The 25,865-nt window shown below is 60.9% G+C and carries 28 protein-coding genes; 12 read left to right on the forward strand and 16 right to left on the reverse strand.

Going from position 1 to position 25,865, the window contains the following annotated elements:
* Positions 1 to 5: 5 nt before the first annotated feature.
* Positions 6 to 1,190, reverse strand: coding sequence for a lipocalin family protein (locus JF539_RS24960; protein ID WP_207143587.1), 1,185 nt, complete (start codon positions 1,188 to 1,190; stop codon positions 6 to 8).
* A 168-nt stretch (positions 1,191 to 1,358) separates the two neighbouring features.
* On the opposite strand from JF539_RS24960, the gene JF539_RS24965 reads away from it, so the two are divergent.
* From JF539_RS24965 to ychF, 5 genes are all read left to right on the forward strand, one after another.
* Positions 1,359 to 2,264 carry a YiiX/YebB-like N1pC/P60 family cysteine hydrolase gene (locus tag JF539_RS24965; RefSeq protein ID WP_207143589.1) on the forward strand — a complete coding sequence of 302 codons (906 nt, stop codon included), beginning with the start codon at positions 1,359 to 1,361 and terminating at the stop codon, positions 2,262 to 2,264.
* A gap of 237 nt (positions 2,265 to 2,501) precedes the next feature.
* Positions 2,502 to 3,122 (forward strand): 50S ribosomal protein L25/general stress protein Ctc, encoded by a 621-nt coding sequence (locus JF539_RS24970; protein ID WP_207143592.1) that lies wholly within the window; start codon positions 2,502 to 2,504, stop codon positions 3,120 to 3,122.
* A gap of 108 nt (positions 3,123 to 3,230) precedes the next feature.
* On the forward strand, positions 3,231 to 3,974 hold the full coding sequence (gene pth / locus JF539_RS24975; RefSeq protein ID WP_207143595.1) for an aminoacyl-tRNA hydrolase: 744 nt from the start codon (positions 3,231 to 3,233) through the stop codon (positions 3,972 to 3,974).
* Positions 3,975 to 4,096: 122 nt separating this feature from the next.
* Positions 4,097 to 5,113 (forward strand): ribonuclease T2 family protein, encoded by a 1,017-nt coding sequence (locus JF539_RS24980; RefSeq protein ID WP_209017585.1) that lies wholly within the window; start codon positions 4,097 to 4,099, stop codon positions 5,111 to 5,113.
* A gap of 105 nt (positions 5,114 to 5,218) precedes the next feature.
* A complete protein-coding gene (gene ychF, locus JF539_RS24985; RefSeq protein ID WP_207143601.1) occupies positions 5,219 to 6,319 on the forward strand; it encodes a redox-regulated ATPase YchF in 1,101 nt (366 codons plus the stop codon).
* A 235-nt stretch (positions 6,320 to 6,554) separates the two neighbouring features.
* On the opposite strand, the gene JF539_RS24990 is transcribed toward ychF, so the two are convergent.
* From JF539_RS24990 to JF539_RS25010, 5 genes are all read right to left on the reverse strand, one after another.
* Positions 6,555 to 7,307, reverse strand: a complete 753-nt coding sequence (locus JF539_RS24990) for an ABC transporter permease (protein ID WP_207143604.1) — start codon at positions 7,305 to 7,307, stop codon at positions 6,555 to 6,557.
* A gap of 9 nt (positions 7,308 to 7,316) precedes the next feature.
* On the reverse strand, positions 7,317 to 8,117 hold the full coding sequence (locus JF539_RS24995) for an ABC transporter ATP-binding protein (RefSeq protein WP_209017586.1): 801 nt from the start codon (positions 8,115 to 8,117) through the stop codon (positions 7,317 to 7,319).
* Positions 8,104 to 8,865, reverse strand: coding sequence for an ABC transporter permease (locus tag JF539_RS25000; protein WP_207143610.1), 762 nt, complete (start codon positions 8,863 to 8,865; stop codon positions 8,104 to 8,106). The genes JF539_RS24995 and JF539_RS25000 overlap by 14 nt, the downstream gene beginning before the upstream one ends.
* A gap of 82 nt (positions 8,866 to 8,947) precedes the next feature.
* Complete coding sequence (locus tag JF539_RS25005) at positions 8,948 to 9,925, reverse strand: ABC transporter substrate-binding protein (RefSeq protein WP_207143613.1); 978 nt, start codon at positions 9,923 to 9,925, stop codon at positions 8,948 to 8,950.
* A gap of 99 nt (positions 9,926 to 10,024) precedes the next feature.
* Complete coding sequence (locus JF539_RS25010; protein WP_207143616.1) at positions 10,025 to 10,726, reverse strand: FadR/GntR family transcriptional regulator; 702 nt, start codon at positions 10,724 to 10,726, stop codon at positions 10,025 to 10,027.
* A gap of 187 nt (positions 10,727 to 10,913) precedes the next feature.
* Between JF539_RS25010 and JF539_RS25015 the strand changes: the two genes are divergently transcribed.
* Positions 10,914 to 11,600, forward strand: a complete 687-nt coding sequence (locus JF539_RS25015; protein ID WP_207143619.1) for a fumarylacetoacetate hydrolase family protein — start codon at positions 10,914 to 10,916, stop codon at positions 11,598 to 11,600.
* A gap of 387 nt (positions 11,601 to 11,987) precedes the next feature.
* Entirely contained in the window at positions 11,988 to 13,763 is a 1,776-nt protein-coding gene (locus JF539_RS25020) for an SLC13 family permease (RefSeq protein ID WP_207143622.1), read from the forward strand.
* 80 nt (positions 13,764 to 13,843) lie between these two features.
* On the opposite strand, the gene JF539_RS25025 is transcribed toward JF539_RS25020, so the two are convergent.
* Complete coding sequence (locus JF539_RS25025) at positions 13,844 to 14,533, reverse strand: FMN-dependent NADH-azoreductase (protein WP_207143625.1); 690 nt, start codon at positions 14,531 to 14,533, stop codon at positions 13,844 to 13,846.
* A gap of 148 nt (positions 14,534 to 14,681) precedes the next feature.
* On the opposite strand from JF539_RS25025, the gene gcvA reads away from it, so the two are divergent.
* From gcvA to JF539_RS25045, 4 genes are read left to right on the forward strand one after another with little or no spacing between them, the layout of a single operon-like run.
* The gene (gcvA, locus tag JF539_RS25030) at positions 14,682 to 15,602 is read left to right on the forward strand and encodes a transcriptional regulator GcvA (protein WP_207143628.1); all 921 of its coding nucleotides are present in this window, start codon (positions 14,682 to 14,684) and stop codon (positions 15,600 to 15,602) included.
* Positions 15,603 to 15,634: 32 nt separating this feature from the next.
* Positions 15,635 to 16,534 (forward strand): NAD-dependent epimerase/dehydratase family protein, encoded by a 900-nt coding sequence (locus JF539_RS25035; RefSeq protein ID WP_207143631.1) that lies wholly within the window; start codon positions 15,635 to 15,637, stop codon positions 16,532 to 16,534.
* Positions 16,531 to 17,010 (forward strand): MaoC/PaaZ C-terminal domain-containing protein, encoded by a 480-nt coding sequence (locus JF539_RS25040; RefSeq protein WP_328809316.1) that lies wholly within the window; start codon positions 16,531 to 16,533, stop codon positions 17,008 to 17,010. The genes JF539_RS25035 and JF539_RS25040 overlap by 4 nt, the downstream gene beginning before the upstream one ends.
* Positions 17,007 to 17,486 carry a MaoC family dehydratase gene (locus tag JF539_RS25045; RefSeq protein ID WP_207143634.1) on the forward strand — a complete coding sequence of 160 codons (480 nt, stop codon included), beginning with the start codon at positions 17,007 to 17,009 and terminating at the stop codon, positions 17,484 to 17,486. The genes JF539_RS25040 and JF539_RS25045 overlap by 4 nt, the downstream gene beginning before the upstream one ends.
* Before the next feature lie 12 nt (positions 17,487 to 17,498).
* Here the strand turns inward: JF539_RS25045 and JF539_RS25050 are convergent, their stop codons facing one another.
* Together JF539_RS25050 and JF539_RS25055 are read right to left on the reverse strand one after the other, a co-directional pair.
* Complete coding sequence (locus JF539_RS25050; RefSeq protein ID WP_207143637.1) at positions 17,499 to 17,741, reverse strand: hypothetical protein; 243 nt, start codon at positions 17,739 to 17,741, stop codon at positions 17,499 to 17,501.
* Between the two features lie 134 nt (positions 17,742 to 17,875).
* A complete protein-coding gene (locus JF539_RS25055; protein WP_207143640.1) occupies positions 17,876 to 18,901 on the reverse strand; it encodes a methyltransferase in 1,026 nt (341 codons plus the stop codon).
* A gap of 261 nt (positions 18,902 to 19,162) precedes the next feature.
* Between JF539_RS25055 and JF539_RS25060 the strand changes: the two genes are divergently transcribed.
* Positions 19,163 to 20,083 (forward strand): agmatinase, encoded by a 921-nt coding sequence (locus JF539_RS25060; RefSeq protein ID WP_207143643.1) that lies wholly within the window; start codon positions 19,163 to 19,165, stop codon positions 20,081 to 20,083.
* A gap of 24 nt (positions 20,084 to 20,107) precedes the next feature.
* Here the strand turns inward: JF539_RS25060 and JF539_RS25065 are convergent, their stop codons facing one another.
* The 7 genes from JF539_RS25065 to petA all read right to left on the reverse strand — a co-directional run bounded on the left by JF539_RS25065 (position 20,108) and on the right by petA (position 25,852).
* Complete coding sequence (locus JF539_RS25065; RefSeq protein WP_207143646.1) at positions 20,108 to 20,587, reverse strand: GNAT family N-acetyltransferase; 480 nt, start codon at positions 20,585 to 20,587, stop codon at positions 20,108 to 20,110.
* Between the two features lie 7 nt (positions 20,588 to 20,594).
* Positions 20,595 to 21,260 carry a 5,6-dimethylbenzimidazole synthase gene (gene bluB, locus JF539_RS25070; protein WP_207143649.1) on the reverse strand — a complete coding sequence of 222 codons (666 nt, stop codon included), beginning with the start codon at positions 21,258 to 21,260 and terminating at the stop codon, positions 20,595 to 20,597.
* Positions 21,261 to 21,263: 3 nt separating this feature from the next.
* The gene (locus tag JF539_RS25075; protein WP_207143652.1) at positions 21,264 to 21,812 is read right to left on the reverse strand and encodes an adenine phosphoribosyltransferase; all 549 of its coding nucleotides are present in this window, start codon (positions 21,810 to 21,812) and stop codon (positions 21,264 to 21,266) included.
* Positions 21,813 to 21,979: 167 nt separating this feature from the next.
* Positions 21,980 to 22,861, reverse strand: coding sequence for an S-methyl-5'-thioadenosine phosphorylase (locus JF539_RS25080; protein ID WP_207143655.1), 882 nt, complete (start codon positions 22,859 to 22,861; stop codon positions 21,980 to 21,982).
* 221 nt (positions 22,862 to 23,082) lie between these two features.
* Positions 23,083 to 23,967: a cytochrome c1 gene (locus JF539_RS25085; protein ID WP_207143658.1), complete on the reverse strand. Its 885-nt coding sequence runs from the start codon at positions 23,965 to 23,967 to the stop codon at positions 23,083 to 23,085.
* A gap of 30 nt (positions 23,968 to 23,997) precedes the next feature.
* A complete protein-coding gene (locus JF539_RS25090) occupies positions 23,998 to 25,263 on the reverse strand; it encodes a cytochrome b (RefSeq protein ID WP_207143661.1) in 1,266 nt (421 codons plus the stop codon).
* Positions 25,264 to 25,288: 25 nt separating this feature from the next.
* Complete coding sequence (gene petA, locus JF539_RS25095; RefSeq protein WP_207143664.1) at positions 25,289 to 25,852, reverse strand: ubiquinol-cytochrome c reductase iron-sulfur subunit; 564 nt, start codon at positions 25,850 to 25,852, stop codon at positions 25,289 to 25,291.
* Positions 25,853 to 25,865: the final 13 nt, after the last annotated feature.

The following is a 25,865-nucleotide window of genomic DNA, read 5'->3' on the forward strand; positions in this document are numbered from 1 at the left end:
TTCCCTCAGTCCTGGTGCAGATAGACCTGCACCCCTCTGGTGACGGAGCGGATCAGGTCGTCGCTATCGTAGGCATATCCGAACAGCTCAAGGCGGCCGAACCCCTGCACCTCATGCCCTTCGACCGTTCCCTGCGCCTTTACGGCACCTTCCCAGACCGGCGATGCGCCGAAGACCGGAATCTCCTGGTCGAGCGTGACCGGCTCGATGACGATATCCGTCCCGTATTGCGGCAGGACGAGGCGATGCCTGAGCGGATAGGCGGCGCCGCTTCTCCGGCTCACCCAAGGTGCATGAGGCAGCCGCTCGAACCGTCCCTCAACCTTGGCCGCGCCGTCGCCATCCAGACGAATGATGCAGGCATCCGCCGTTTCATGTCTCCCGGCAAAGCCCAGCCGCGAAACCAGGAAGTCCAGGCCGTTGTCGAGCGACAAACCCAGCCAGTCCCAGCCAAGCGGATATATGGCGCCGGCGCGCTTCGACAGAAACCAGTTGTCCAGCGTCGGCCCCCGCTGCCGGTCGATCCAGGCGCGTCCCCGGACCGCCCCGGTACCGGACTTCCCGTCGACCCGAAGCCGGGGACAGGAATAGTAGGAAAAAGCCGGCATGAAATCCGAACTGAATTGCGCGCCATCCTCACAAAGCCAGGGCCTCTCCGGTATCAGCGTAACGTCGAGCGCTCCAGCCGCCACCGCGTCACTCTGTGCGCCGGGCAGAACCAGCCGAAATCCGTCTCCATCTTCAAAAAACCGGAACCCGTCCCATTCGATGGCACATTTCTCCACGGAAACCTTCGCGCGTGTTTCCGCGAATTCAATGCCGCTGATCCTGGCGAAGCCGGCCGATGCAGCCATATGCTTGCGCAACAGGAAATCGCGGAGAAACCTCGGATACCTGGAATCGATCACTCTGGCGGCAATCGAACGGTAGACATCCGATAGGTCCGTCGAGGCGCGGCTGACCAGCTTCACGGTGGAGCCGTCTCCCCGCAACGTGTGAAAAAGCAGCATTTGTGCCGGGTCGCAGCCGGTGGTTTCGGAACGGACCTGAAAAAAGGCGCACATGAAATAGAGGTCGGGGCCGCCAGCCCCATCGATCTGCCCCTGCACGAACCACCACTCGATCGCCGCCTCGGGATCGGCTGCAAGCGTTGGAGGCCAGTTTCCGACCGTCAAGGGCTCAGAAGTCAAGTTTTATGCGCCTCATGCCTCGATTGGACTCCGATGGAATTCCAGTCTCCTGGTACCGGAACTTTTTTACCAATTGTTTCCGGCGGACAAGAGCTATAAGCAAACACTGTCGCTTTTCCAATAATACAGTTCAAGATCCACCACTTGCCTTATCTCCACGGTCCAACTTTGAAACTTCTTCTTGAAGAGGCTTGGTACAGGCAGGTGAAGCGCTGGTGGAGCGTTTCGCTTGCCGCACTTGTCTTGAGCGCTTGTAGCCATCGCACCGACAACGCGCCTTGTCCCACTGCGGAACCGCGGGATCCACCGGCCTGCCGGACCGACGCCGAGCCTTATCCCAGGGTCCTGGTGGCCGGCGCGGAAGTCGGCGCCCCGGTTTTTGGGCGTATCGCGTCGCTCATCCGGTGGCGCGACGGCTATCTGCACCGGCAACAGGACGCCAAGGTATATCTGCGCTCGAAATTACAGCCGCTCGATCTCGTTCTCGTCAGTTCCCGCGGCAAGGCGACCCACCGTTTGTTGCCCGGCACCTTCATCCACGTCGCCGTCTACCTGGGAACAGAGAAAGAGCTTCGCACGCTGGGCCTCTGGAAGGACGAAACCGTCCAGGCTCATGCGGATGCCATCAAAGCGGGAGACATCTTCATCGAAGCCGTTTCGGAGGGGGTCAGACTGGCGTCCGCGGACGAGGTTTTCAATGTCGATCAAGCCATTGTCCTGCGCCCTACCGTCGCCTCGCCGAAACGGAAGCGTGCGCTCCTCCGCCACTTTTTCTCGGAAATCGGCACCGGCTTCGACTTCCGTTTCGACGCCGGCGACGACGAGCGCCTGTTCTGCGCGGAACTCGCCAATCATGTTCTCGCAAATCAGGACATTCCCTTGCGCGAGGTTTACGGGCGAACGGCAATCGTTCCCGACGACATCGTCGCCTCGGCGCTGGAAGGCAGGTCCCGGCTTCGCTTCGCCGCCTATGTCTCCGCCGATAGAGAAGGCTGGACTGCCGGGAACAAGGCGGATCTGAAACGGGACTATTTTTCCACCTCCGCCGCGGCAAACAGCGGCGCCTGTTCCTGATCCGGCAACATGCGCACGAGAACCTCAGGGGGCAGATCGACCGAAAAAGGGGAGAAATCCGCGGTGCGCGTCACAAAACCATGACGGCAGACTTGCTTTCCGGCGGCCCTTTCTGTATATCCGCGCTCGCGCCTGCACCCCTGGAGGAGGCGCATCTGGACCGATCCCGGACAACTCAAGTCCTGAAGACACGGTGGTTCGCCGGTCCGCTATCCATACACTCGAAGGAGTTTTGCCATGGCTGCCAGCTATGAGCTGAAGGCGTCGGCACGGGACCGGGTGGGCAAGGGGGCCGCACGGGCGCTGCGTCGCGAAGGCCTTCTCCCCGCCGTTATCTACGGTGACAAGAAACCGGCCCTGCCGATCACCATTCCGGTGAAAGAAACCACCCTGACCCTGCACAAGGGCGGCTTCCTGACCCATATCGGCGTAATCGACGTCGATGGCGAGAAGCATCAGGTCATCGCCAAGGATTTCCAGCTGCACCCGGTGCGTGACGACGTTCTGCACGTCGATTTCCTGCGCGTTGCCAAGGGCGCAACCCTGACCGTTGAAATTCCGGTTCACTTCCTCAACGAAGAAGCCTGCCCGGGCCTGAAGAAGGGCGGTGTCTTGAACATCGTTCGTCACACAGTCGAAATGAACGTTCCGGCGGACAACATCCCCGAAGCGCTCGAAATCGACCTTGCCACCGCTCAGCCGGGCGACACGCTGCACATCTCAGCAGTCAAGCTTCCGGAAGGCTGCCAGCCGACCATCACGGACCGCGACTTCACCGTCGCGACCATCGCTGCGCCGGCCGGCATGAAGGAGCCCGAAGAAGAGGCGACTGAAGAAGGCGAAGAAGCAAGCGAATAAGCTTTTCTTCTGCTATACACCCGCAGGAGGCGGCCTCCGCCCCCTGCTTTCAAGCAGCCGTCCTCGGCTGCTTTTTCATTTCTGGTCCTGTTCCTCGAAAGACACGCCATGAAACTCATCGTCGGCCTGGGCAATCCGGGAAGCAAATACGAAGGCAACCGGCACAACATCGGCTTCATGGCGATCGATGAGATCCACAGGCGCCATTCCGGTTTCCAGCCGTGGCGGGCACGTTTTCAGGGACAAGTGTCGGAAGGCCGGCTCGGCTCCGAAAAGGTCCTTCTGCTCAAGCCATCGACCTACATGAACGAGTCGGGCCGTTCGGTCGGGGAAGCCATGCGCTTTTTCAAGATCGAACCGGAGGATATCGTCGTCCTTTACGACGAACTCGATCTGCCGCCGGCCAAGTTTCGCATGAAGATCGGCGGCGGCCACGGCGGCCATAACGGCCTCAGATCGATCACGGCCCATATCGGCGCGGACTACCGGCGTCTCCGGCTCGGCATCGGTCATCCGGGCGACAAGAAGCTCGTCTCCAATTATGTGCTCGGAGACTTCGCCAGGGCCGACCGGGATTGGCTCGAGCCGCTGTTGAACGAGATCGCCAATCACGCGGACCTGCTGGCAGAAGGCAAGGACAGCCAGTTCGCCAACAAGCTGACACTGACGCTTGAGCCGGAAAAGGCGCAACGCAAGGACAAACCCTCCGGGAGCGGCGGCGGCGCGAAGCCTGCAACACCCAAGGGCCAAAGCCATATCCGTCAGGCCCGCCAGCCAAAGCCTGTCAATGTCCCCAAATCCGGCCCGATGGCCGATATGCTGAAAAAACTGCTCGGTGGTGACAAGGACTGACCGGAGAGGCGCGAAAAATCAACCAGAACAAGAATATCCGAAGAGCCTCGCTTCATATTTTTGTCACGCCGGGCGCACATTCTGCCAAGCCGATGCACACGATGACAGTCCGGGAGGTGGTCATGCGTTTCCTGCTTATTTGTCTGGCGCTGGGTCTTTTCAACTCCGTTCCGGCTTCCGCATTTGAGCGACTTGAAGGTTATTTCATCGCGACGGAAACCTGCGAGGCTTTCCAGAGCAAGAACAAGCAGACGAACCCCGGCAACATCACGACGGCCCCGGACACAGCTTACAGGATGCTCGGCATCAACAAGCCCGGCGGCGACTATTTTCAGGTCGTGATCGAGGACGCCCCGGTAACCGCATCCCGATGGGTGAGTACCGGCTGCGGTCTGCATGTCGTCGAAGCCGGCACCCGAACCACTCAGCCCGATGTCGTTGAAGATGTCATCATCCCTCAGGACGGCCCAGAATCGACAGACAACCTGCTGACGTTGAGCTGGCAACCTGCCTTTTGCGAGATACGCTCCGGAAAAAAGGAATGCCGTGACCTGAACAACGGGCTCCTGCCGCACACCACGATGCAGATGTCGATCCACGGGCTTTGGCCGCAACCCAACGGCAACTACTACTGCGGCGTCCCGAAGAGCGTCAAAAACCTGGACAGTCCGGACAATTGGCATCGCCTGCCCGCGCCTGAAATCGATACCGAAACGGCAGACGAGCTTGCCGCGCTCATGCCTGGTTTCGCGAGCTTCCTGCACCACCACGAATGGATCAAGCACGGCACCTGCTACAGGGGCGCGGGCGGCGCCGACGAATTCTACGACGATACGCTCTACCTGACCGGGCTGGTGAACGCTTCCGGCGTGGGCGAGCTGTTCTTCAACAACATCGGTGAGGAAATCGCCGGTGCGCAGATCCGTGCGGCGTTTGACAAAGCCTTTGGAGAAGGGTCTGGCGATCGCGTCCAGATCAAGTGCCTCCAGGACGGCAACCGGAAGCTCGTCAACGAAATTTGGCTGAACCTCAAGGGCAGGATCACGCCCGAGACCGGTCTGGGTGAATTGTTGCTGGCCGCCGACACCACCGGCATGGGCTGCAGCGGCGGAATTGTCGATCCGGCCGGCACGCAATAGCCCGCGTTGTACAGACGCCTTGCGGTGACAAACTCTTGACCTGTCTCCTGCGCTCGGGCATGTAGCGCGGCAACAGTTTCAAAGCTAAACCGAAAGCGATCTCCCATGGGATTCCAGTGCGGCATTGTCGGACTGCCGAATGTCGGCAAGTCCACGCTTTTCAACGCGCTCACCAAAACCGCCGCGGCCCAGGCCGCCAACTATCCGTTCTGCACCATCGAGCCGAACACCGGTGAAGTCGCCGTTCCAGATCCGCGCCTTTACGCCATTCGCGGGGTTGCCGGCTCCAAGGAAGTCATTCCGACCCGCATCACCTTCGTCGACATCGCCGGACTGGTGCGCGGCGCCTCCAAGGGGGAAGGCCTCGGCAACCAGTTCCTGGCCAATATCCGCGAAGTGGACGCGATCGCCCATGTGCTGCGCTGCTTTGAGGACGACGACATCACCCATGTGGACGGCACGATCGATCCGTTGGCGGACGCCGAGACGGTGGAAACCGAGCTCATGGTCGCCGACATGGAAAGCCTGGAACGCCGCATCGCGCCTCTGAAGAAGAAGGCGACCGGCGGCGACAAGGAAGCCAAGGCTGTCCTGCCGATCATGGAAGCCGCCCTCGCCCTGCTCATGGATGGCAAACCGGCCCGGATGCTGGACGTGGCGGATGCCGAGGAAGCCAAATTGCTGAAGGGCCTCAATCTGCTGACCTCCAAGCCGGTGCTTTATGTCTGCAATGTCGACGAGGCTTCGGCGGCGACCGGCAACGCGCTTTCGGAAAAGGTCGCCGAAATGGCCAAGGCGGAAGGGGCCGCCTCCGTGGTGATCTCCGCAGCCATCGAGGCGGAAATCTCACAGCTCGACAAGGATGAGCAGGAAGAATTCCTGGAGACCATCGGCCTGGAAGAACCCGGTCTCGACCGGATGATCCGCACCGGCTACGAATTGCTCGGCCTGATCACCTATTTCACCGCCGGCCCGAAGGAAACCCGCGCCTGGACGATCACCGAGGGCACCAAGGCACCCGGAGCCGCCGGTGTGATCCACACAGACTTCGAACGCGGCTTCATCCGCGCCCAGACGATCGCATATGACGACTATGTCTCGCTTGGCGGCGAAACGGCGGCCAAGGAGGCCGGCAAGGCGCGCGACGAAGGCAAGGAATACATCGTCAAGGACGGCGATGTTCTGTTGTTCAAGTTCAACACGTAACAGCCGATCCGCCAGTTCGACGGATATCATCTTTCTCCAAAGTCACCCCGGGCGAGCATAGCGAGAACCGGGGCCTACTCATTTCCAGAGAAATGAAAGTGGAGTGGAGGAGCCCCAAGTTCCCATGACTCACCCGCGTGCCGAGAAGCGAGTAGGCCCCGGCTGTGCGCTTACGCTTGGCCGGGGTGACACGGCTCCTGGTACGCAGCTCGGTGGAGAAAATCCCTGAACCACCCTACCGGCTTGCCGCGTAGTAGGACACCCGCCGCTCCAGATAGGCCAGCAGCTCCGAGACCGTAAACGCCATCGCGAACAGCACGATCAGCACCGCCCAGAAATGGGCCATCAGGAAATTGTTGGCGTAGAGTTCGAACAGCGCCCCGAAGCCGACGATCGAGATCAGCAGCTGGCCGATGATCACGCCCTTGACGGCCCGGATCACGCCGATGCGCACCCCGCCCAGGATTTCCGGCAACGCCGCCCAGAAATAGATCTTGTAGAAGGCCTGGAACGGGTTCGCCCCGTAGCAGCGCGCCATCTCGACCAGCGACCGGTTGATCTGCAAAACCCCTGCCCTGGCGTTCAGGATGATGATCCAGATGGCAAAGAGCGTCGTCGTGATGATGATCGACTTCATGCCGAAGCCGAACAGCACCATCAGCACCGGAACCAGTGCCGTCAGCGGTGCGCTCAGGAACATGTTGACCCAGGGCAGCAGCAACTCGTCCACCAGCCGGCTCTTGCCCATCAGGATGCCGACCGGAATGCCGATCAGGACGGCGGCCAGAACGCCCGCGGCGAAGGCCTGGGCCGTCTCGGAGAGCGCCTTGAGGAACGGCGCCGTGCCGATCACCGAAAACAGGGTGACCACCACTTCCGACAGCGGCGGCACGAAAAAGGTCAGACCCAGGCGGCCGACGATCTCCCAGACGAGCGCCCAGAGGATCAGCGAGGACATGGCGGGCAGCCGGTAACCGAAGACGATCATTCCTGCCTCCTATTCCACGTAGCTGCGCAGCGAGGCCCAGATACTGTCGACGATGTCGAGATACTCCGGGTCCCGGCGAATATTGTCGACGTTCTTGTGCCTGAGGTCCGCCGGGCGGATGATTTCGGAGACCCGGCTCGGCCTCGGCAGCAGGATCGCGATCTGGTCCGAGACGTAGACCGCCTCCTCGATGGAGTGGGTCACGAAGATGAAGGTCTTGTTCTCGTGCTTGACCAGGTTAAGCAGATCCTCCTGGAACTTGCGCCGGGTCTGTTCGTCGACCGCCGAGAACGGCTCGTCCATCAGGAGCACGTCCGCGTCCACGGCGAGAGCCCTGGCCAGACCGACCCGCTGGCGCATGCCGCCGGACAACTCGTGCGGGTAGGCTTTCTCGAAGCCCTTGAGGCCGACTTCGGCGATGTATTTTTCGGCAATCGCCTCCCGCTCGGATTTCGCGACACCCCGCAACTCCAGACCGAAGGCGGCATTGCGCAGCACATTGGCCCAGGGCAGCAGCGCGAAATCCTGGAACACGAAGGCCCGGTCCGACCCCGGACCCGTGACCGGTTTGCCGTTGACCTCGACTTCCCCGGCCGTCGGCTGCAGGAGACCCGCGATGATCTTCAGCAAGGTGGTCTTGCCGCAGCCGGACGGCCCGAGCAGCGAGGTCAACTGGCCGCGCGGGAATTCCAGCGTCAGGTTCTTGAGGGCTTCGACGGAGCCATAGGTCTTGGAGATCCCCCTGGCGACCACGGCGTTGTCGGCTTCCTGCGCTCCGGGGACATCCACGACTTCTTTAATCTGAGGCATAACCACGGACATTTCCTTCAAAGAGATAGACTTCGAGCCGCTCCAGCAAGTTCAGGAACAGGACGGCCAGAAGAATGATGGAGAAGATCGCCGCGTACATGGCGGGGTAGTCCGCGATCGAACGGCTGTAGGTGATGATGTCGCCGACCCCGGTCGGCGTGATTTTCAGTTCGGCCAGCACCGCTCCGATGAACCCGGCGGAAACACCGAGCCGCAACCCGCTGAAAATCACGGGCGACGCCGCCGGAACAATGATCTTCACGATGATCTCCGGGTCGGAGGCGAGAAACGACCGGCCCATTTCCTTCAACGAGGCGGGTGTGTTGCGCACCGCGCCGGCCGTGTTGAGCACGATGACGGGCATGGCCATGATGCAGACGACGAAGACCTTCGATGTCAGGCCGATGCCGTAGGCCATGACGAGAAGCGGAATCAGCGCGGCCAGCGGCGCGGCCTGCATGACGATGAAGATCGGCGAAAACAGCCAGTCGAACCTGCTGCTGAGCCCGATCCACAGACCGAGGCCGATCCCCAGGAAGGCCGAGATGGCAACTCCGACCACCAGAGGCCTGAGGGTTTCGAGATAGGCGGTGAACAGCGTCCCGTCGGCGGCCATGCGGGCGAGCGCCGACATGGATTCCAAAAAGGTCGGAAAGGCGTAGCTGACCGGGATCATGCCTGCAACTTGCCAGGCCCCGAACAGGACCAGCGCGGACACGATCTTGAGCCAGAAAGAACGGCGTACCATAGGTCTCGTTCCCCAATCTCTTGCATCGGGATTTCAGGTGAGGAAGGAGGCCGCCCGTTTGGCCGGCGGCCTCACGCTCGGCTTACCTGGACGCTTGCTCAAGCGGCGCGAGGTACCAGAAGTCCTCGACCTTCAGCGTGGACGGATCGCCCTCGAGCTGGCCCGCGCGCGCATACCAGTCGAAGTCCGCCTGGGCCGCCTTGAGACCGCCGCCGTCCGGATCGTAGAGACCGCCCTGGACTGCGGCGGCATAGAACTCGTCCAGGTTCCCGAGGATCTCCGGCGGCAGTTGCCCGATGGGCCCGTTCGGATCGGTTTCCCTTGAGATGATCGACGGGTCCTCGGTCATGTCCTGCCAGACGCTCAACAGGGCACTGACGAAGATGTTGACGTCTTCCTCGTTGTTCTTGATCCAGTCCAGATTGGCGAAGAGCGCCTCGTCGCTGGCCTCGACCTCGAACATGGGCAGGACGTTGAACTTGTCCCCGGCGATCTTCATGACCTTGTTCTTGTTCGACAGGTCGATGATGGTCGCATCGGTCTGCCCCGCCATCAGGGCCGCGACCCGGTTCGAGGAGCCCGGCACATAGGACCGGTCGCCGAACTTGATGTTCATCTTCTCCTCGATCACGTTGGCGATGGAGTCCGTCCCCCCGCCCCGCGAATGCAGCATGATCGGCTCGCCGTTGAGGTCTTCCAGCTTGCCGTATTTCTTGGACGTGACCGGGAAAAACTTCAGCTTGGAGAGCTGGAACACGATGCGGATCGGCGCCTTGGAGCGCTGCATCGCGGCGTAGGGTGTCCCGAAGCCGATGTCCATCTGGCCGCTCAGGACGGCCTGGATGGCGAGTTCCTCATCCGAGAACGCCGTCCATTCATAGTCGAGACCGTTGGCCTTGGCCCGGTCGAGCGCGACAAAGAAGGCGGCGAGTTCGTCGGACGGCGTTTCCGCCAGGGCAATCTTGATCTTGCCCGCTGCCTCCACCGGATTGGCCAGCAGGGCAATGGCAAGCGGAACGGACGCGGCGGCCGCGCCCAGTTTGCGCAAAAAGGACTTCATGGTTTTCCTCCCGAATGTGGACCCCTCCAGGCCCGTTTGTTCCGTGTCGCCCCGGCACGTTTCGGCTCTGTCCGGCGGCACGAAAAAAGCTTGTCGTCTTCACACCTCCCCAAACAGGCGCGCGGACACCGAACTGATGTGCTGCCACATGGCATCGTGCGCAGCCTTCGGATCGCGTGCGGCGATCGCCGCGCAGATCCGGTCGTGTTCGGCAAAACTCGTGTGGCTCTCCGGCGGGCGCACCGTCTCGCGAATGACGGTGTTCACGGCTACGGCCCGGCGGACCTTGTTCAGCTGCTCGAACAGGGTGAGAAGCAGAATGTTGTCGGTCGCCTCGGCGATCGCATGATGAAACAGATCGTCCTGGGCCTCGTAGTCCTGCCAGGTTTCCGCCGCCTTCGCCCGGTCCTTGATTTCGGTGATCTTCTTGACGGCCTGGCGCGACGCATTGATCGCGGCCTCCCGCGCGATCACCGCCTCGATACACTGGCGCGCCCGCATCATCTTGACCGGCGTGATCTGGTGGCCGATCTCGGCAAGGAGACTGAGATCCAATCCATCCTCCCGCCCGTCGCCTTGCTCCGCGACAAACGTGCCCTTGCCGACATGGCGCCAGATCGCCCCTTCCCGCTCCAGGGCATCGAGAGCCTTGCGCAGGTTGCTTCGCGTCACGCCGAGCCGGCCGATCAACTCGCGCTCGGCCGGCAGCCGGTCACCCGGTGCAAACGCGTGCTCCGCGATGAAGTCCTTCAAGAGTTGAACCGCACCATTGCGGTCCGAAGGGTCCGGACGGGTTAACACGAAGGCTGTCTCCCTTTCGGCTTCAGGTGATCAATTACGCAAATTGATCAACCAATACAGGATCAATACAGCTATTAAGGTCGAATCAATTCGGATATGCAAGAAAAAATCGAAAACAAAAAAATTGGTTGTGATTGATCTGAAATTGATTAGGGTCATCCGTAATCAGAACAAGCGGAGGTGTCGAATGTCTGAGTTTGTGATTGAGCCGCCAAAACCGGTAACCTTGCCCGTGCAGGGCTCGGGTGGATTGTTTCCCGTCCGCCGGGTCTATTGCATCGGCCGGAACTATGCGGCCCATGCCGTTGAAATGGGACACGATCCGGACAAGGAACCACCGTTCTTCTTTCAGAAAAATCCGGACAACCTGGTCGTCACGAAGGAATTCCCCTATCCGGCGAAATCGGAAGATGTGCATTTCGAAGCCGAGCTGGCGGTGGCGCTGAAATCCGGCGGCACGAATATTCCGGTCGGACAGGCCCTCGAGCATGTCTATGGCTACGGTGTCGCCCTCGACATGACCCGGCGCGACCTGCAGGGCGTGGCGAAAAAGATGGGCCGCCCCTGGGAAATCGGCAAGGCCTTTGAAAAGTCGGCGCCGATCACCCCCCTTGTCCCCGCTCAGGATACCGGCTCGATGAACAGCGGCACGATCAAGCTGACCCTCAACGGCGGCCTGAGGCAGGACGGCGATCTCAACCAGATGATCTGGAAAATTCCGGAGATGATTTCCTATCTCTCGGAATACTTCGAACTGGCCGCAGGCGACGTCATCCTGACCGGAACGCCCGCGGGCGTCGGTGCGGTCGAAAAGGGCGACAGGATGGTGGTGACGGTCGACGGACTGCCTTCTCTTGAAGTCACGGTCGTCTGAACCCACGGCACAACGAGATAAGCCCGCCGGCAGGCCGGCGGGTTTTTCAATGGGCGATTTCCGGCCGGGCCAGCCCGGCCAGCTCCGGCCCGGGCCCATTATCGTCAGCGGGTTCGGCCCCTTGTGGTTCACCCACCTTTCGACGGCCTTGCCGAACTCTGCACATCCTCCCCGGACCATCCGGCTTTCTTTCGGAACCCGAGCCCCGTTTCCCGCGTTATCCTGCCGGCGGGATGAAATGTCCCTGTCGCAGATCCTTTTCACCCTGGCGCCATCTCTGTCCTGCCGCGAAGGGAAATGGTGTACGAACCCGTCCTGCGCCTTCCCTTGGGATGAAGATTTGGTCATGGTCGGCGTGAACATACTTCCAGAGGGACCGGACCTTTCGTGACATTTGACCAGATTGCTCTCTTCGTCCTGTTCGGCCTCGTCTTCACCCTGCTTGTCTGGGGCCGTATCCGCTTCGATCTCATTGCCTTTGCCGCGCTGATCGCCGGTGCGCTGCTCGGGCTTGTTCCCTCGGGAGAGATCTTTTCCGGCTTCGGTCATTCAGCCGTCATCATCATCGCGCTGGTGTTGATCGTTTCCAGGGGCCTGATGAATTCCGGCGCCGTGGAACTGATCGCCGGACATCTGCTGTCGACCTCTCGCGGTCTTTCCGCGCACATCGGCCTGATGGCTGTTTTCGGAGCCGGGCTTTCCGGTATCATCAACAACGTCGCCGCCCTCGCCCTTTTGATGCCGCTGGACCTGGAAGCGGCCAAGAAGGCCGGCCGATCGGCGGGCCTGACCCTGATGCCGCTCTCCTTCGCGACGATCCTCGGCGGCATGATCACCCTGATCGGCACCCCGCCGAACATCGTGATTGCCGAATACCGCGCCAGCGCGCTCGGCGCCTCCTTCGGCATGTTCGACTTCACGCCCGTCGGCCTTGTGGTCGCCGTCAGCGGCATCGCCTTCGTGACACTGTTCGGCTGGCGCCTGCTGCCCAAGCACATCCGCGAGGCGCCGGAACGGGAGGAATTCGCCGAAAGCCTCTACTCCGCTGAACTGCGCGTGGGAAAGGTCGACGAGGACAAGCCTCTGACGGTCGGCGACCTGCATCCGATCGCGGATGAAAAGGACGTCGTCATCATCGGTCTGGTCCGGAACGGACGGCGGGTCAGGGGCTTTGCCCGCCGCGAACAGATCAGGACCGGTGATTTTCTGGTGGTGGAAGGCGACCCGAAGGCTATAGAAAGCTTCATGGGTGCCGCCAAGCTCGATTTCGCGGGCTCCGAACGCCACAAGGGCGGTCTCGGCGGAGGTGCTCTTTCCCTCATCGAGGCCATCGTGCCCGATCATGCAAGGATCACCGGACACTCCGCGGTCGGCATGCGGCTGTTACACGGACATGACGTGACCCTGCTCGGGATTTCCCGCCAGGGACGCCGGATCCAGAAGCGGGTCCGCCACGAGCACGTCCGTCCGGGAGATGTGCTTCTGCTGCTCGGGGCAGAGGAACGGCTCGACCAGGCCTGCACATGGCTCGGCGTGCTGCCGCTTCTCGGCCGCAAGACGAGCGTGATCCAGCGCAACAAGGCCTGGCTTGCCATCGCCGGCTTCGTCCTGGCGATTGCCGCCGCTGTCGCCGGTCTGGCCTATCTGCCGGTCGCCCTCGCCGCCTGTGTCGTCCTTTACGCCGCGACCGGACTGATCGGCGGCTCCGAGGTCTACACCTCCGTGGAATGGAAGGTCATCGTGCTGCTCGGTTCGCTGATCCCGCTCGGCCAGGCATTCGAGGATGCCGGCAACGCGCAACTGATCGCCGACGGCATCGTTACCCTCACAGCCGGTGCCCCCGCCTGGGTCACCCTGCTGGTTCTCATGGCCGTCACCATGACGCTCTCCGACTTCCTCAACAACGTGGCGACCTGCCTGATCGCCGCGCCGATCTCCGTGCAGATCGCCGGATCGCTCGGCGTCAACGCCGACCCCTTCCTGATGTCGGTCGCCGTTGCAGGCTCCTGCGCCTTCCTGACCCCGATCGGCCACAAGAACAACACCATCATCATGGGGCCGGGCGGCTACAGTTTCGGCGACTACTGGCGCATCGGGCTACCATTGGAAATTCTGGTTCTGGCGGTCTCCGTTCCCGCAATTCTGGTCTTCTGGCCGCTTTAAAACCTTACCCGGTTGACGTGAGCGGCTTCGACGAACACGCCCGGCCGATTCCAGGCCAGGCGTCTTTTCGGCGAATGCGGTCAAGCCGCCCGCTCTTTGCCCGCCCGCCCGCTGAGGTCTGCCACAAGCTTGTCCACGACACCTTCGGCCGACGCGATCGAGGCTTGAAGACGCTCATCGGCGAATTCGTCAAATTCGACCGCGACCGAATGGACGTCGGTGATACCTAAATAGGAGAACGCCGTCTTGATGCCTGGCTCGACATGGTTCCTGTTCGCCAGGCGCCCGCCCGCTTCGTAGCCGTAGTCACCGCGAGAAGAAAGAATGACCAGGGTCTTGTCGGCTGGAACCATCGGCCAATAGGGTTCGCCGGGCCTTGACCGATCAAAACCGAACGTTCGGCCGACCCGCACGATATTGTCGATATAGGCCTTGAATTGGGCCGGCACTCCGAAATTGTACATCGGCACGCCCGCAACAATGACATCGGCCTGCAAAAGCTCGTCGACAAGCTCGTCGCTCTCGGCGAGCACCTCGCGCATCCAGTGTTCCCGGTTTTCCGGCGGGGTGAATGCGGCGTGAATCCAGCTTCCGCTGACGGCTTCAGGCGGTTTCGCACCCACATCGCGATAAACGACCGCGTCACCCGGCCGCCTGGCTTTCCAGCCTGAAACGAAACGGCGGGACAGCCGCCGGCTGTGCGAGCCGAAGCGATGTTCGTCGGACCCGCCGGAGCGCGCGCTGGAATCGATATGTAGTAGGGTTGTCATGTTCTCTCTCCGTCTAGCGCATGCGCGCATCAACCTGATTGAAACTCACTCATGGACAACCGGCGCCGTTGCCTGACATCAAGTTAGGTATTATTTCTGACACTCACAAAATCGAATTCCTCACGCATCGGCTGAATCAAATTCATCTATGAACAAGCTTCCACCCCTTGCGTCCCTGCGTGCCTTCGAAGCCGCCGCGCGCCATCTGAGTTTCAAGCGCGCGGCGGAAGAACTTGGCGTAACGCCGACCGCGGTCAGCCACCAGATCAGGCTGCTTGAAGACACGATCGGCATGCGTCTGTTCGAGAGGTTGCCTCGCAAGGTCGCGCTGACGGAGACAGGCTCTCAGCTTTATCCGGTTTTCCGGGATGCATTTTCCTCCATGACTCGGGCGCTTGGCAGCGTCACCCGGGAGGGGAGCCGGAAAGCCTTCACGCTAACCTCAACCACGGGCTTCACGGCCAAATGGCTCGTTCCACGGATAGCAAGATTCAACGCAACCCATCCCCAGATCACGTTACGGCTTTATCCAAGCGATGCCGTCACGGAGCTTGGCACCGGTGCGGCCGACTGCGCCATCCGCTACGGCAAGGCCCCATTTAAGGGCCTTGTTGCCGAACCGCTTTTCACAGAACGTTTCGCGCCGGTCTGCAGCCCGCTTCTGGAGATCCGCAACCCGGAGGATCTTTTCAATCACACGCTGCTCCATTCGGAATGGCGCAGAAACGACGAATTCACACCCAGTTGGAAAAAATGGTTCGGCCATGCCGGGCTTTCCGGGAAGGTCCCTGAGGTTCAAACCATCCTTACCGATGACAGTCACGTTATTCAGGCGGCGGTCGCCGCTCAGGGCATTGCGCTCGCAAGCACCGTATTGGTGCGCGAAGAGATCGAACAGGGTCTCCTCATACAACCCTTCGCTCCGGAACTGGAGGGCTTGACCTACCATTTCGTCTATCCGGAAACCATGTCGGAGGATCCAAACGTCATGGCGTTTGGCAACTGGCTGCTCGAAGAACTTGCAGGGACACCGAAAAAGCTGCGGACTGACCGGAAAGAAACAGTTTAGGGTACGGACCCTGACCCCACCAAGGAAAGAGCATGAGCACCCCCAAACGCATCCTGTTCACCGGCGGCACCGGCAAGGCCGGGCGGCATGTTGTTCCCTATCTGCTGGAGCGCGGCCACCGGGTGGTCAACGTCGATCTCAAGCCGCTGGAGCATCCGGGCGTCGACAACCTGACTGCCGACATCACCCGTTCGGGCGAGATGTTCAACGTCATGACCAGCTACGCCAATTTCGACGAGCTGGAACCTGGCACCGGCGTGCCGAGGTTCGACGCGGTGGTCCACTTCGCGGCCGTTCCCCGCATCCTCATTCACCCCGACAACAGGACCTTCGAGGTGAATGCGGTCGGCACATACAATGTGATCGAGGCGGCGGTGAAACTGGGGATCCGCAAGATCGTCATCGCGTCTTCGGAGACCACCTACGGCGTCTGCTTCGCCGACGGTATTGCCGACCCGAAGGTGCTGCCGGTGGAGGAAGACTACGACGTCGACCCGATGGACAGTTACGGCCTGTCGAAAGTCGTCAACGAGCAGACGGCCCGCGCCTTCCAGCGCCGCTCCGGCTTCGACATCTACGCGCTCCGGATCGGCAATGTCATCGAGCCGCATGAATACGACCGCTTCCCGGATTTCTTCAGGAATCCGGCACAGAGGCGCCGGAACATCTTCTGCTATATCGATGCGCGCGACCTTGGCCAGATCGTCGACCTGTGCCTGGAAAAGGACGGTCTCGGCTATCAGGTTTTCAATGCGGGCAACGACACCAATTCCGTCGACATTCCCAACACCGAAATCCTGAAACGTTTCTTCCCGAATGTCCCCTTGAGCCGTGAGCTCGGCAGCCATGAGGCACTCTTTTCCAACCGCAAGATCCGCGAGATTCTGGGCTTCAGGGAAGAGCATGACTGGCGGAAATACGTTACAACGTGAGAAACAGGACCGAGCCGCTTTCCACCATGCTCCATTTTGAAGATTTCGCCTCCGGACAGAGCTACGACCTCGGCTCGCTGACGGTCACGAAGGAAGACATTGTCGACTACGCGGCCGAGTTCGATCCGCAGCCGTTTCACCTGGACGAAGATGCCGGCAAGGCCTCGCTTCTGGGCGGTTTGGCCGCGGCCGGACTGCATTCCGCCAGCCTCGTCATGAGGCTGGTCGCGACCGGCCTTTTGAACAAATGCGCGAGCCGCGGGTCCCCCGGGATCGACAAGCTTTCATGGCGACGTCCGGTTTATCCGGGCGACACCTTGAACGCCACGCTCGACGTACTGGACACGCGGGCCCTGAGAAGCAGGCCGGATCTCGGCATGGTTTTCATCAAGGTCACGGCTGACAATCAGAACGGTAAAACGGTTCTGCGCTGGGAAAACCCGATCCTGATCGCAAAACGGAGCCCGGCCCCATGACCGCCTTTTTCGAGGATATCCAGATTGGCGACAGATTCGAGCTTGGCAGCCACAGCTTCACGCGGGAAGAAATCGTCCGTTTCGCCGAAAAATTTGATCCCCAGCCGTTTCACCTGAGCGAGGAAGCAGCCGCGCAAACCCATTTCGGACGCCTGTGCGCCTCCGGCTGGCATACCGCCTCCGTCTTCATGAAGCTCTTCGTCGCCACCCAGCAGGCGCTCCACCGACAGGCTCTGGAAGAGGGCAGGACACCGGCGAGGATCGGCCCCTCCCCTGGCTTCGAGGACCTCAAATGGATAAGGCCGGTCTTTGTCGGGGACACGATCGCTTACACCCAGGTGGTGGCCGAAAAGACGAACCACCGGGGACGCCCGGACTGGGGGCTCGTCCGCTCCGACATGCTCGGGCACAATCAGGACGGAACGCTGGTGTTTTCCTTCAGGGCAAGCCAGTTGATCGAGCGGCTGCCGGCCTGACCGGAAAGCATCCTAACGACAGACGTCCAGGATCCAGAGAAAGGCCATCGGAACCATGGACAAGGCCGGCAGGATGATCGCAGGGTAGCCGAACAGGTAGATCGAAGCCGCCCATATCATGGCGACGTTTCCCATGAACCAGTATTTCGCATCGTTGTCGCCGTAAAGTGCGTCCTTGAGAAACAGATTCAGGACGGGGATCGCCAACAGAATGCGGACCAGAAGAACTTCTCTGGAAGAGGACAGTGCGGACATAACGACTCCATGAACCAGGAAAACTACTTACGCAATTTCCCTAGTTCATTCCCTAAGCCCCCGCACTGTGACATAGGGACGCCACAGCCACAGGCCTGTTCGACAGCAGATCGAAGAGAGTCTGGATCGTTTCGTTACGCCGGCTTGCGCGCATGAACGAGGGTGGTCATGCCGGGGATCATCGGTCTGGTCTCGATCTTCTCAAAGCCGGCCGCGGCCATCAGGTCGGCGACATAGGAACTGGTGATCGACCGGGCTTCCGGATTGAAGGCCGTGTGCTGCAGTTGCCACAGCGCCGCCAGTTTCGGACCTTCCCGCGTCTCGTCGACCATGAAATCATGAACCATGAAGTTCCCGCCGGGCGTCAGAACGGTGAACGCCTTGCGGATCAGGCCGGGAATTTCAGAGCCCGGCACACCGGAGAACAGATAGGACATCAGCACCGCGTCGGCACTTTCGGGCCATTCGTCCTTGAGCGCATTCCCGGGCCGGTAACCGATGCGTTCCGAAAGCCCTTCCTCGGCGATGAATTCCTCGCCGACCTTGGCCACATTCGGAAAGTCCAGGACGCTCGACCTGAGCTCCGGATAGGCCTTGCAGAGCGAAATTGAAAAAGCGCCGGTGCCCCCGCCGACATCCAGCAGGGTCCTTGCGGCCGACAGATCCACCATCTTGGCCAGCCCTCGGCCCGGGCCGAGCGACCCGGCATGCTGGGAGCGGGAATAGAGTTTCGCCTGCTCCGGATCGGAAAACCAGTCTTCGTAAGAGGCGATCTGATCCTTGGCCAGACTGTCCGTCAACGCGTCGTTGAGCTGGGTCAGGAACGGGTACATCTGCTTGTCGATCTGGAAACGCAGATAATCACCGAAGTCGTATTTGCGCCCCTTGACCAGGAAAGCCTCCGCAGCCGGCGAATTCGTGAAACCCTCGCCGTCCCTGCGCACGAGGCCAAGGCTCGTCAGCGCCGTCAGCAGGGTGGTCGCCCGGTCGAGATCGAGCGCACTCGCTTCGGCGACCTGTTCCGGCGTCAAGGTTTTTTCGGAAAGAATAGAAAACAAATCGACATGCAATGCAGAAAAAAGCGCCTTTGACCCCATAAAGGCAAAAGCAATATCAGATATTTCCTCGGCAGTCTCAAGCTCCCTGACCGGAGACGTCATACAAACCTCCCAATTTTTCTATTGAAGAAAAGAAGAACGATTTCAGCTCCGAAAAACTGAATTCAAGCGTCTCCGATTATAACTATTGTGCAACGCAATGCAAACCAACGTGAAAACTCAAGCTCTCTAAACCAGACACTCGCTCCCGGTTCGGGCCATGCGAAACGCCTTGGAGCAGCTTCACTTGTAGTCACGGTCGACGTACCATTACTGGAAGCGCCTACCCCACGCCGATCCAACCGGAACGCAGGAATCCGAACCATGACCGAAACAGCACGCTTTCTGGGTCTTCCCGAGCGTTTGTCCGACGGCCTCAGGCCTCGCGTGGTAATTTTCGGCGCCGGACACGGCAGCACCTATCCGGCCAAGGACAGTAGCGCATATGCGCTTGCCGCCAATGCTATCCGGGCCGCAAGCCAAGAAGATGCTCCTCTTCTGCAGAATTGGGACTTCGATCTCGGGGGACCGCTCTTTTCGGGAGTTCCGGTTTGCTGCGTCGATCACGGCAATATCTCGACCGACATGCGGGACAATGCCGGTAACAGGGCGCGCATCGAGGCGAAAACCCGAGAGATCCTGACCCAAGGAGCGGTTCCGGTTCTGCTCGGAGGCGACGACTCCGTTCCGATCCCGTTTATTTCCGGCTTCGCGGATCGCGGGCCTGTCTGGGTTCTGCAGATCGACGCCCATATCGACTGGCGCCATGAAGTGGAGGGGGAACTCTACGGCTATTCTAGCCCGATGCGCCGCGTGAGCGAGATGCCTCACATCGCAGGCATCGTGCAGGCTGGTCTTCGAGCCGTCGGCAGCGCAGGCTTGGACGAGATAAAAGCCGCTCAGCGCTATGGCAGCCGTTTCGTGACTGCCCGCGAGATTCATGCCGAAGGTGTCGAAGCGGCACTCAGACACATCCCCGAGGGTTCGCGAACCGTTGTCACGCTTGATTGCGACGGTCTCGATCCCAGCGTAATGCCTGGCGTGGCAGCCCGCACGCCCGGCGGATTGACCTACACGCAGGTCATCGACCTGATCGCGGGCCTCGGCCGGCGATCAACTATTGCAGGGTTTGATCTCGTTGAACTCTATCCGCCGGCCGACATCGACGGACTGTCGGCGCTCACCGCGGCTCGAATGCTTGTCAACGCCATTGGCACGATCATCCGTCAGCCAATATCAAAGTAGAAGCAAACAAACCAGCAGTTGCTGTTAAAGCGTTCTGGCAAACAGAACTTCGTCGTGAATTTCGATGCCGTAATCGCCGCGCAAAGGAATGGCGGGCTTGAGCTCACGCTCCCGGTCGATGACGCCCTGACCGATCCGCTCCAGCCGGAAACCGCGACGCTGGTAGAAGCGAAAGGCATCCAGATTGTCGTTGGAGGTGCGAACGGTCAGACGACCCATACCGATGGAACGCGCTTCGACCACGACCGCGTCCAGAAGCTGGCTGCCGACGCCGCCCCAGCGGTTGAGCGAATCGAGCGTGAGAATCTCCCATTCTCCATCCCGCTTGATCAGCGTCACGAGCCCGACCAGTTCCTCGCCGTCATAGGCGACATAGCCCGGCAGGCGGGAGGCGTCGACCATCTCGTCGTCCAGCATGATCTCGGGCCCTGTCCAGCGCTCGGTCAGCAGCCGGTGGACGGCGGCATGGTCTTTGTCTTCCGTTGGACGAATGATCACGGCCATTTAGTACCTACCTGCGGAACAACCGCTGCTCGAGAGGACTGCGTGCTTGCCAGCCCACCCGTTCCAGTTCAGGGTCCAGATGGTCTTCCTCCGGAAAACCGACGCATAGATAAGCCACGAAGCGCCAACCGGCGTCAACCTGAAGCACCCGGCAGACCGTTTCCGGATCGAGGATCGAGACCCAGCCGACACCGACACCTTCCGCCCGCGCCGCCAGCCAGAAGGTGTGAATCATACTCACGGTGGAATAGGCCAGCGTCTCCGGCATGGTCATCCGGCCCAGCCCGTGCCCCTGGCCGGGATCGTCGTCACTGAAAATCGCCAGATGAACAGGTGCCTCCTTCAAACCGGCCAGCTTGAGCTGGCGGTATTTCAGCGCCTTGTCACCGCCGTAACGCATGGCGGCGGTTTCGTTCTCCGCTTCGAAACTGGCGACCACCTGCTCGCGTCTTTCCGGACTGTCCACAAGCACGATCCGCCAGGGCTGGCTGTTTCCGACGGAGGGCGCCAGATCGGCCAGATGCAGCAGGCGGTCAAGCATGCCTTCGGGCAAGGGGTCGGTCCTGAACCGGCGCACGTCCCTGCGCCATTTCAAGAGCGTTTCGAACTCCCGCTGAAAATCCTGAGAAAAGGCCGGCGGCCCGTCACCAGGCTCGAATCCTCCCGGGGCCATTGATCAATGTCCTGCAAATTCCACCAGGGTGCGGACAGGGACGTTCAAAGCCTCCAGCTTTTTGCGACCGCCCAGATCCGGCAGGTCCACAATGAAGCAGGCCGCCTCGATATTGGCGCCGATGGACCGCAACAGCTTGCAGGCCGCTTCCGCGGTTCCTCCGGTCGCGATCAGGTCGTCGACCACGATGACACGATCACCCGGCTGAATGGCGTCCTTGTGCATCTCCATCTCGTCGACGCCGTATTCGAGAGAATAGGCGATCCGCACGGTTTCCGACGGCAGCTTGCCCTTCTTGCGGATCGGCACGAAGCCGGCGGAGAGCTGATGCGCCACCGCCCCGCCCAGGATGAAACCGCGGGCTTCGATGCCGGCGATGTGATCGACCTTCGATCCCGCCCAGGGCTGGACCAGTGCGTCCACCGCGCGCCGGAAGGCCCTGGCGTTGCCGAGCAGCGTCGTGATGTCCCGGAACTGGATTCCCTCGACGGGATAGTCCTCGATCGTACGGATGGCGCCGATCAATTCATCCTTGATTGTCTGCTCGACCATGGAGCCCTCTTTCTCTGTCTGGACCGGTGCGCTGCGCTAATAACCCGAAACAGCGGAACTTTTTCCGGAAACCATCCCCGGCCGCCGGTTATATCAAGTTTGCCGGAACGGTCGAAGCGATTTCGAAGCATCTCGAGGCGGCGCAAGGGGTTAACGGGCCTGAAAAATCAGGCCTGCCTGTTGAGGATACGTCCGGCGACCGCATCGAGCTTGGCCACAAGCTCCGGATCCCGTTTGTCCGGCGCTGTCATCATGGCGAATTCCAGTGCCGTATCGGACCCGGCCGGACAGGATTGATGCGCCCGCGGCAGATCGCGGGCCACCCGCGCCACGAGACGCTGGGCGTTTTCCGCGTTGTCGCGCAAGACCTTGAGGATCGCCTGGATATCGACCTCGCCGTGATCCGGATGCCAGCTGTCATAGTCGGTCACCATGGCGACCGTGGCGTAGCTGATCTCCGCTTCCCGGGCGAGCTTGGCTTCCGGCATGTTGGTCATGCCGATCACGTCGCATCCCCAGGACCGGTAGAGCTGGCTTTCGGCAAGCGATGAGAACTGCGGGCCTTCCATCGCCAGGTAAGTTCCGCCCTTGTTGTAGGCGAGCCCCTCGGCTTCCGCGGCCGCCGCCACAGCGTCGACCAGCTTCGGGCTGACCGGCGTTGCCATGGAAACATGGGCAACGCATCCGGTCCCGAAAAAGCTTTTCTCGCGGGCGATCGTCCGGTCAATGAACTGGTCCACCAGCACGAAGGTCCCCGGAGCGTGCTCCGTCTTCAGCGATCCGCAAGCGGAAACCGACAGCAGGTCGGTCACGCCGCAGCGTTTCATGACATCTATATTTGCGCGGTAGTTGATGGAGCTCGGCGAATAGACGTGGCCCCGGCCATGACGCGGCAGGAAGACGACCTTTAGACCGTCAACCGTCCCAACCCGGACCTGGTCGGAGGGAGCGCCCCAGGGGCTGTCGACCGTGATCCATTCCGCATTTTCCAGCCCTGGCAAATCGTAAATGCCGGAGCCGCCGATGATCCCTAAAACCGCGTCTGCCATGTCCGCTCCAAGTCTTCCGGTTAACCGCTGCCCTCAATGAAAAATAGAGCCGGGCAGTCCGCAAGGTTTATTCCAACCGATCGCCGATGACGTCAAGGGTAGCCATGGCACATTCTGCATTGGCCCCAGCACCGCCGGAGGCGCGGCCAATGCCGGTATTCGGCTCAAAAGAAAAGCCGCCGGAAACCGGCGGCTTAACCAGGCGCTTGGCTCAGGTCCGATCAATGATCGACGTTGCGCCAGAGCTTCTTCTTGGTGAAGTAGAGCATGCCGGCGAAGAAGATCAGGAAGACCATGACACGGAAACCGATCTTCTTGCGCTCTTCCAGATGCGGCTCGGCGGCCCACATCATGAAAGCGGCAACGTCTTTGGCATAATGATCGACAGTCATCGGCGTGCCGTCGGTGTATTCGACAAGTTCGTCGAACAAGGGCGCTGCCATGCCGATTTCACCGCCGGTCAGATGCTCATGCGCGCAGGCTTCCGCCGTGATCGAACCACCCAGGAACTTCGGGTTGAAATTGCCTGAAAAATCCTCGCCGAGACACTCCGGAGCTTCGTCCGGGTAGCTGATCAGCAGCTCGTAGATATAGTCGGCGCCCTGCTCCTGATACTGGGTGAAAGCGTCGAAGACGAACCACGGGAACCCGCGATGCGCCGCACGGGCTTTCGCCAGAAGAGAGAAGTCCGGCGGATAGGCGCCGCCGTTGGAGGCCCGCGCCGCCTGCTCGTTCGGGAACGGCGACGGGAACTTGTCGGCCAGGATCGCCGGACGCTCATACATGTCGCCGTCTTCGTTCGGGCCGTCGATGACGGTGTACTCGGAGGCAATCTGCTTGGCTTCCTCTTCCGAGAAGCTCGGGCCGCCGTCCTGGGCCAGGGAGCGGAAGGCCACCTGACGCAAGCCGTGACACGATGCGCAGACTTCACGGTAGACCTTGAAGCCGCGCTGCAGCTGACCCCGGTCGAAGGTGCCGAAAGGACCTGCGAAGGACCACTGATGGCGCTCGATATGCGGGGCGTTGCCGGCGGCAAACGCCGGGGCCGAAACCGCTACAGCGGCCACAGCGGCGAAGGAACGAACCATTTTGATCATGGTGCTCATTGTCTCAATTAACTCCCGATCCGGTTCGCGTTACTTCGTTTCCGGGGCGGCTGCAGCGCCGGCCGGCGTGCCGGACCCGCTCTTCAGAACCGCTTCGGAAATGGAGGCCGGCAACGGCCGCGGTTTTTCCAGGAACCCGAGCATCGGCAGGATGATCAGGAAGTGGGCGAAGTAATAGACGGTGAAGATCCGCGAGAACGTCACGTACCAGCCTTCAGCCGGCATGGCACCAAGATATCCGAGCGCAAGGCAGACCGCGGCGAAGATCCAGAAGAACTGCTTGAACAGCGGACGGTACGTTCCGGAACGGACCTTGGAGGTATCCAGCCACGGCACCACGAACAGCACCGCGATCGCGCCGAACATCGCCACGACGCCGCCGAGCTTGTCCGGCACCGCACGCAGGATCGCGTAGAACGGCAGGAAGTACCATTCGGGCACGATGTGTGCCGGCGTGACCAGCGGGTTCGCCTCGATGTAGTTGTCCGGGTGGCCCATGTAGTTCGGCACATAGAAGACGAACCAGGCGAACAGGATCATGAACACCACGATCGCGAACAGATCCTTGATCGTGTAGTACGGGTGGAAGGGAACCGTATCCTGCTGGGTCTTCGGTTGAACGCCGGACGGGTTGTTGTTGCCCGTTGTGTGGAACGCCCAGACGTGAAGGATCACCACGCCGAAGATCATGAACGGCAGCAGATAGTGCAACGAGAAGAACCGGTTCAGGGTCGGATTGTCGACCGCGAAGCCGCCCCACAGCCAGGTGCGGATTTCCTCGCCGACCAGCGGAATGGCCGAGAACAGGTTGGTGATCACGGTCGCGCCCCAGAAGGACATCTGGCCCCAGGGCAGCACGTAGCCCATGAAACCGGTGCCCATCATGATCAGGAAGATGATCACGCCGAGGATCCAGGAGATCTCGCGCGGCGCCTTGTAGGAGCCGTAGTAGAGACCACGGAAGATGTGGATGTAGACCGCGATGAAGAACATCGAAGCGCCGTTCGCATGCAGGTAGCGCAGCATCCAGCCGAAGTTCACGTCGCGCATGATGTGTTCGACACTGTCGAAAGCGGCGGTCGTGCTCGGCGTGTAGTGCATCACCAGCACGATGCCGGTAATGATCTGCGCGATCAGCACGAAGAAAAGAATACCGCCGAAGGTCCACCAGTAGTTCAGGTTCTTCGGCGTCGGGAAGTCCACGAAGGAACCGCGCATGAGCGAGATAACCGGCAGGCGGCTTTCAAGCCACTTGGCCGCAGCGCTCTGCGGTACATAATTCGAATGTCCAGCCATGGCTGTCTCCTAAAAATCTGTGCTGTTAACCGATCTTGATCATCGAGTCGGTGACGAACTCGAGCGGCGGAATCAGCAAATTCTCGGGAGCCGGGCCCTTACGGATGCGGCCGGCGGTGTCATAGTGAGAACCGTGACAAGGGCAGAACCAGCCACCGAAGTCACCCTGGTCGCCGATCGGCACGCAGCCCAGATGGGTACAGATACCGACCTGGACGAGCCAGTTTTCCTTGCCTTCGACACCCCGGTTGACATCTGTCGCCTCGGCATCGGCCGGCAGGTTTGAATTTCGCGCGAACTTATCAGGCAAATCGCTGAGCGGAACGGACTTGGATTCCTCCACCTCCGCCTCTGTGCGGTTCCGGATGAAGACTGGCTTTCCGCGCCATTTGACGGTGATAGACTGGCCTTCCTCGACGGCGGAAACATCGACTTCGATGGAGGCCAGGGCCAATGCCGAAGCATCCGGGTTCATCTGGTCGATGAACGGCCATACCAGTGCGCCGGCGCCCACAACGCCCATTGCCCCGGTCGCGATATAGAGAAAGTCACGGCGGTTCGGTTCTTCCGCATCCGTTGTGTGTGCCAAGGTCGCGTCCTCT

Source organism: Roseibium aggregatum (genome assembly GCF_017309185.1).
GTDB lineage: Bacteria > Pseudomonadota > Alphaproteobacteria > Rhizobiales > Stappiaceae > Roseibium > Roseibium aggregatum_B.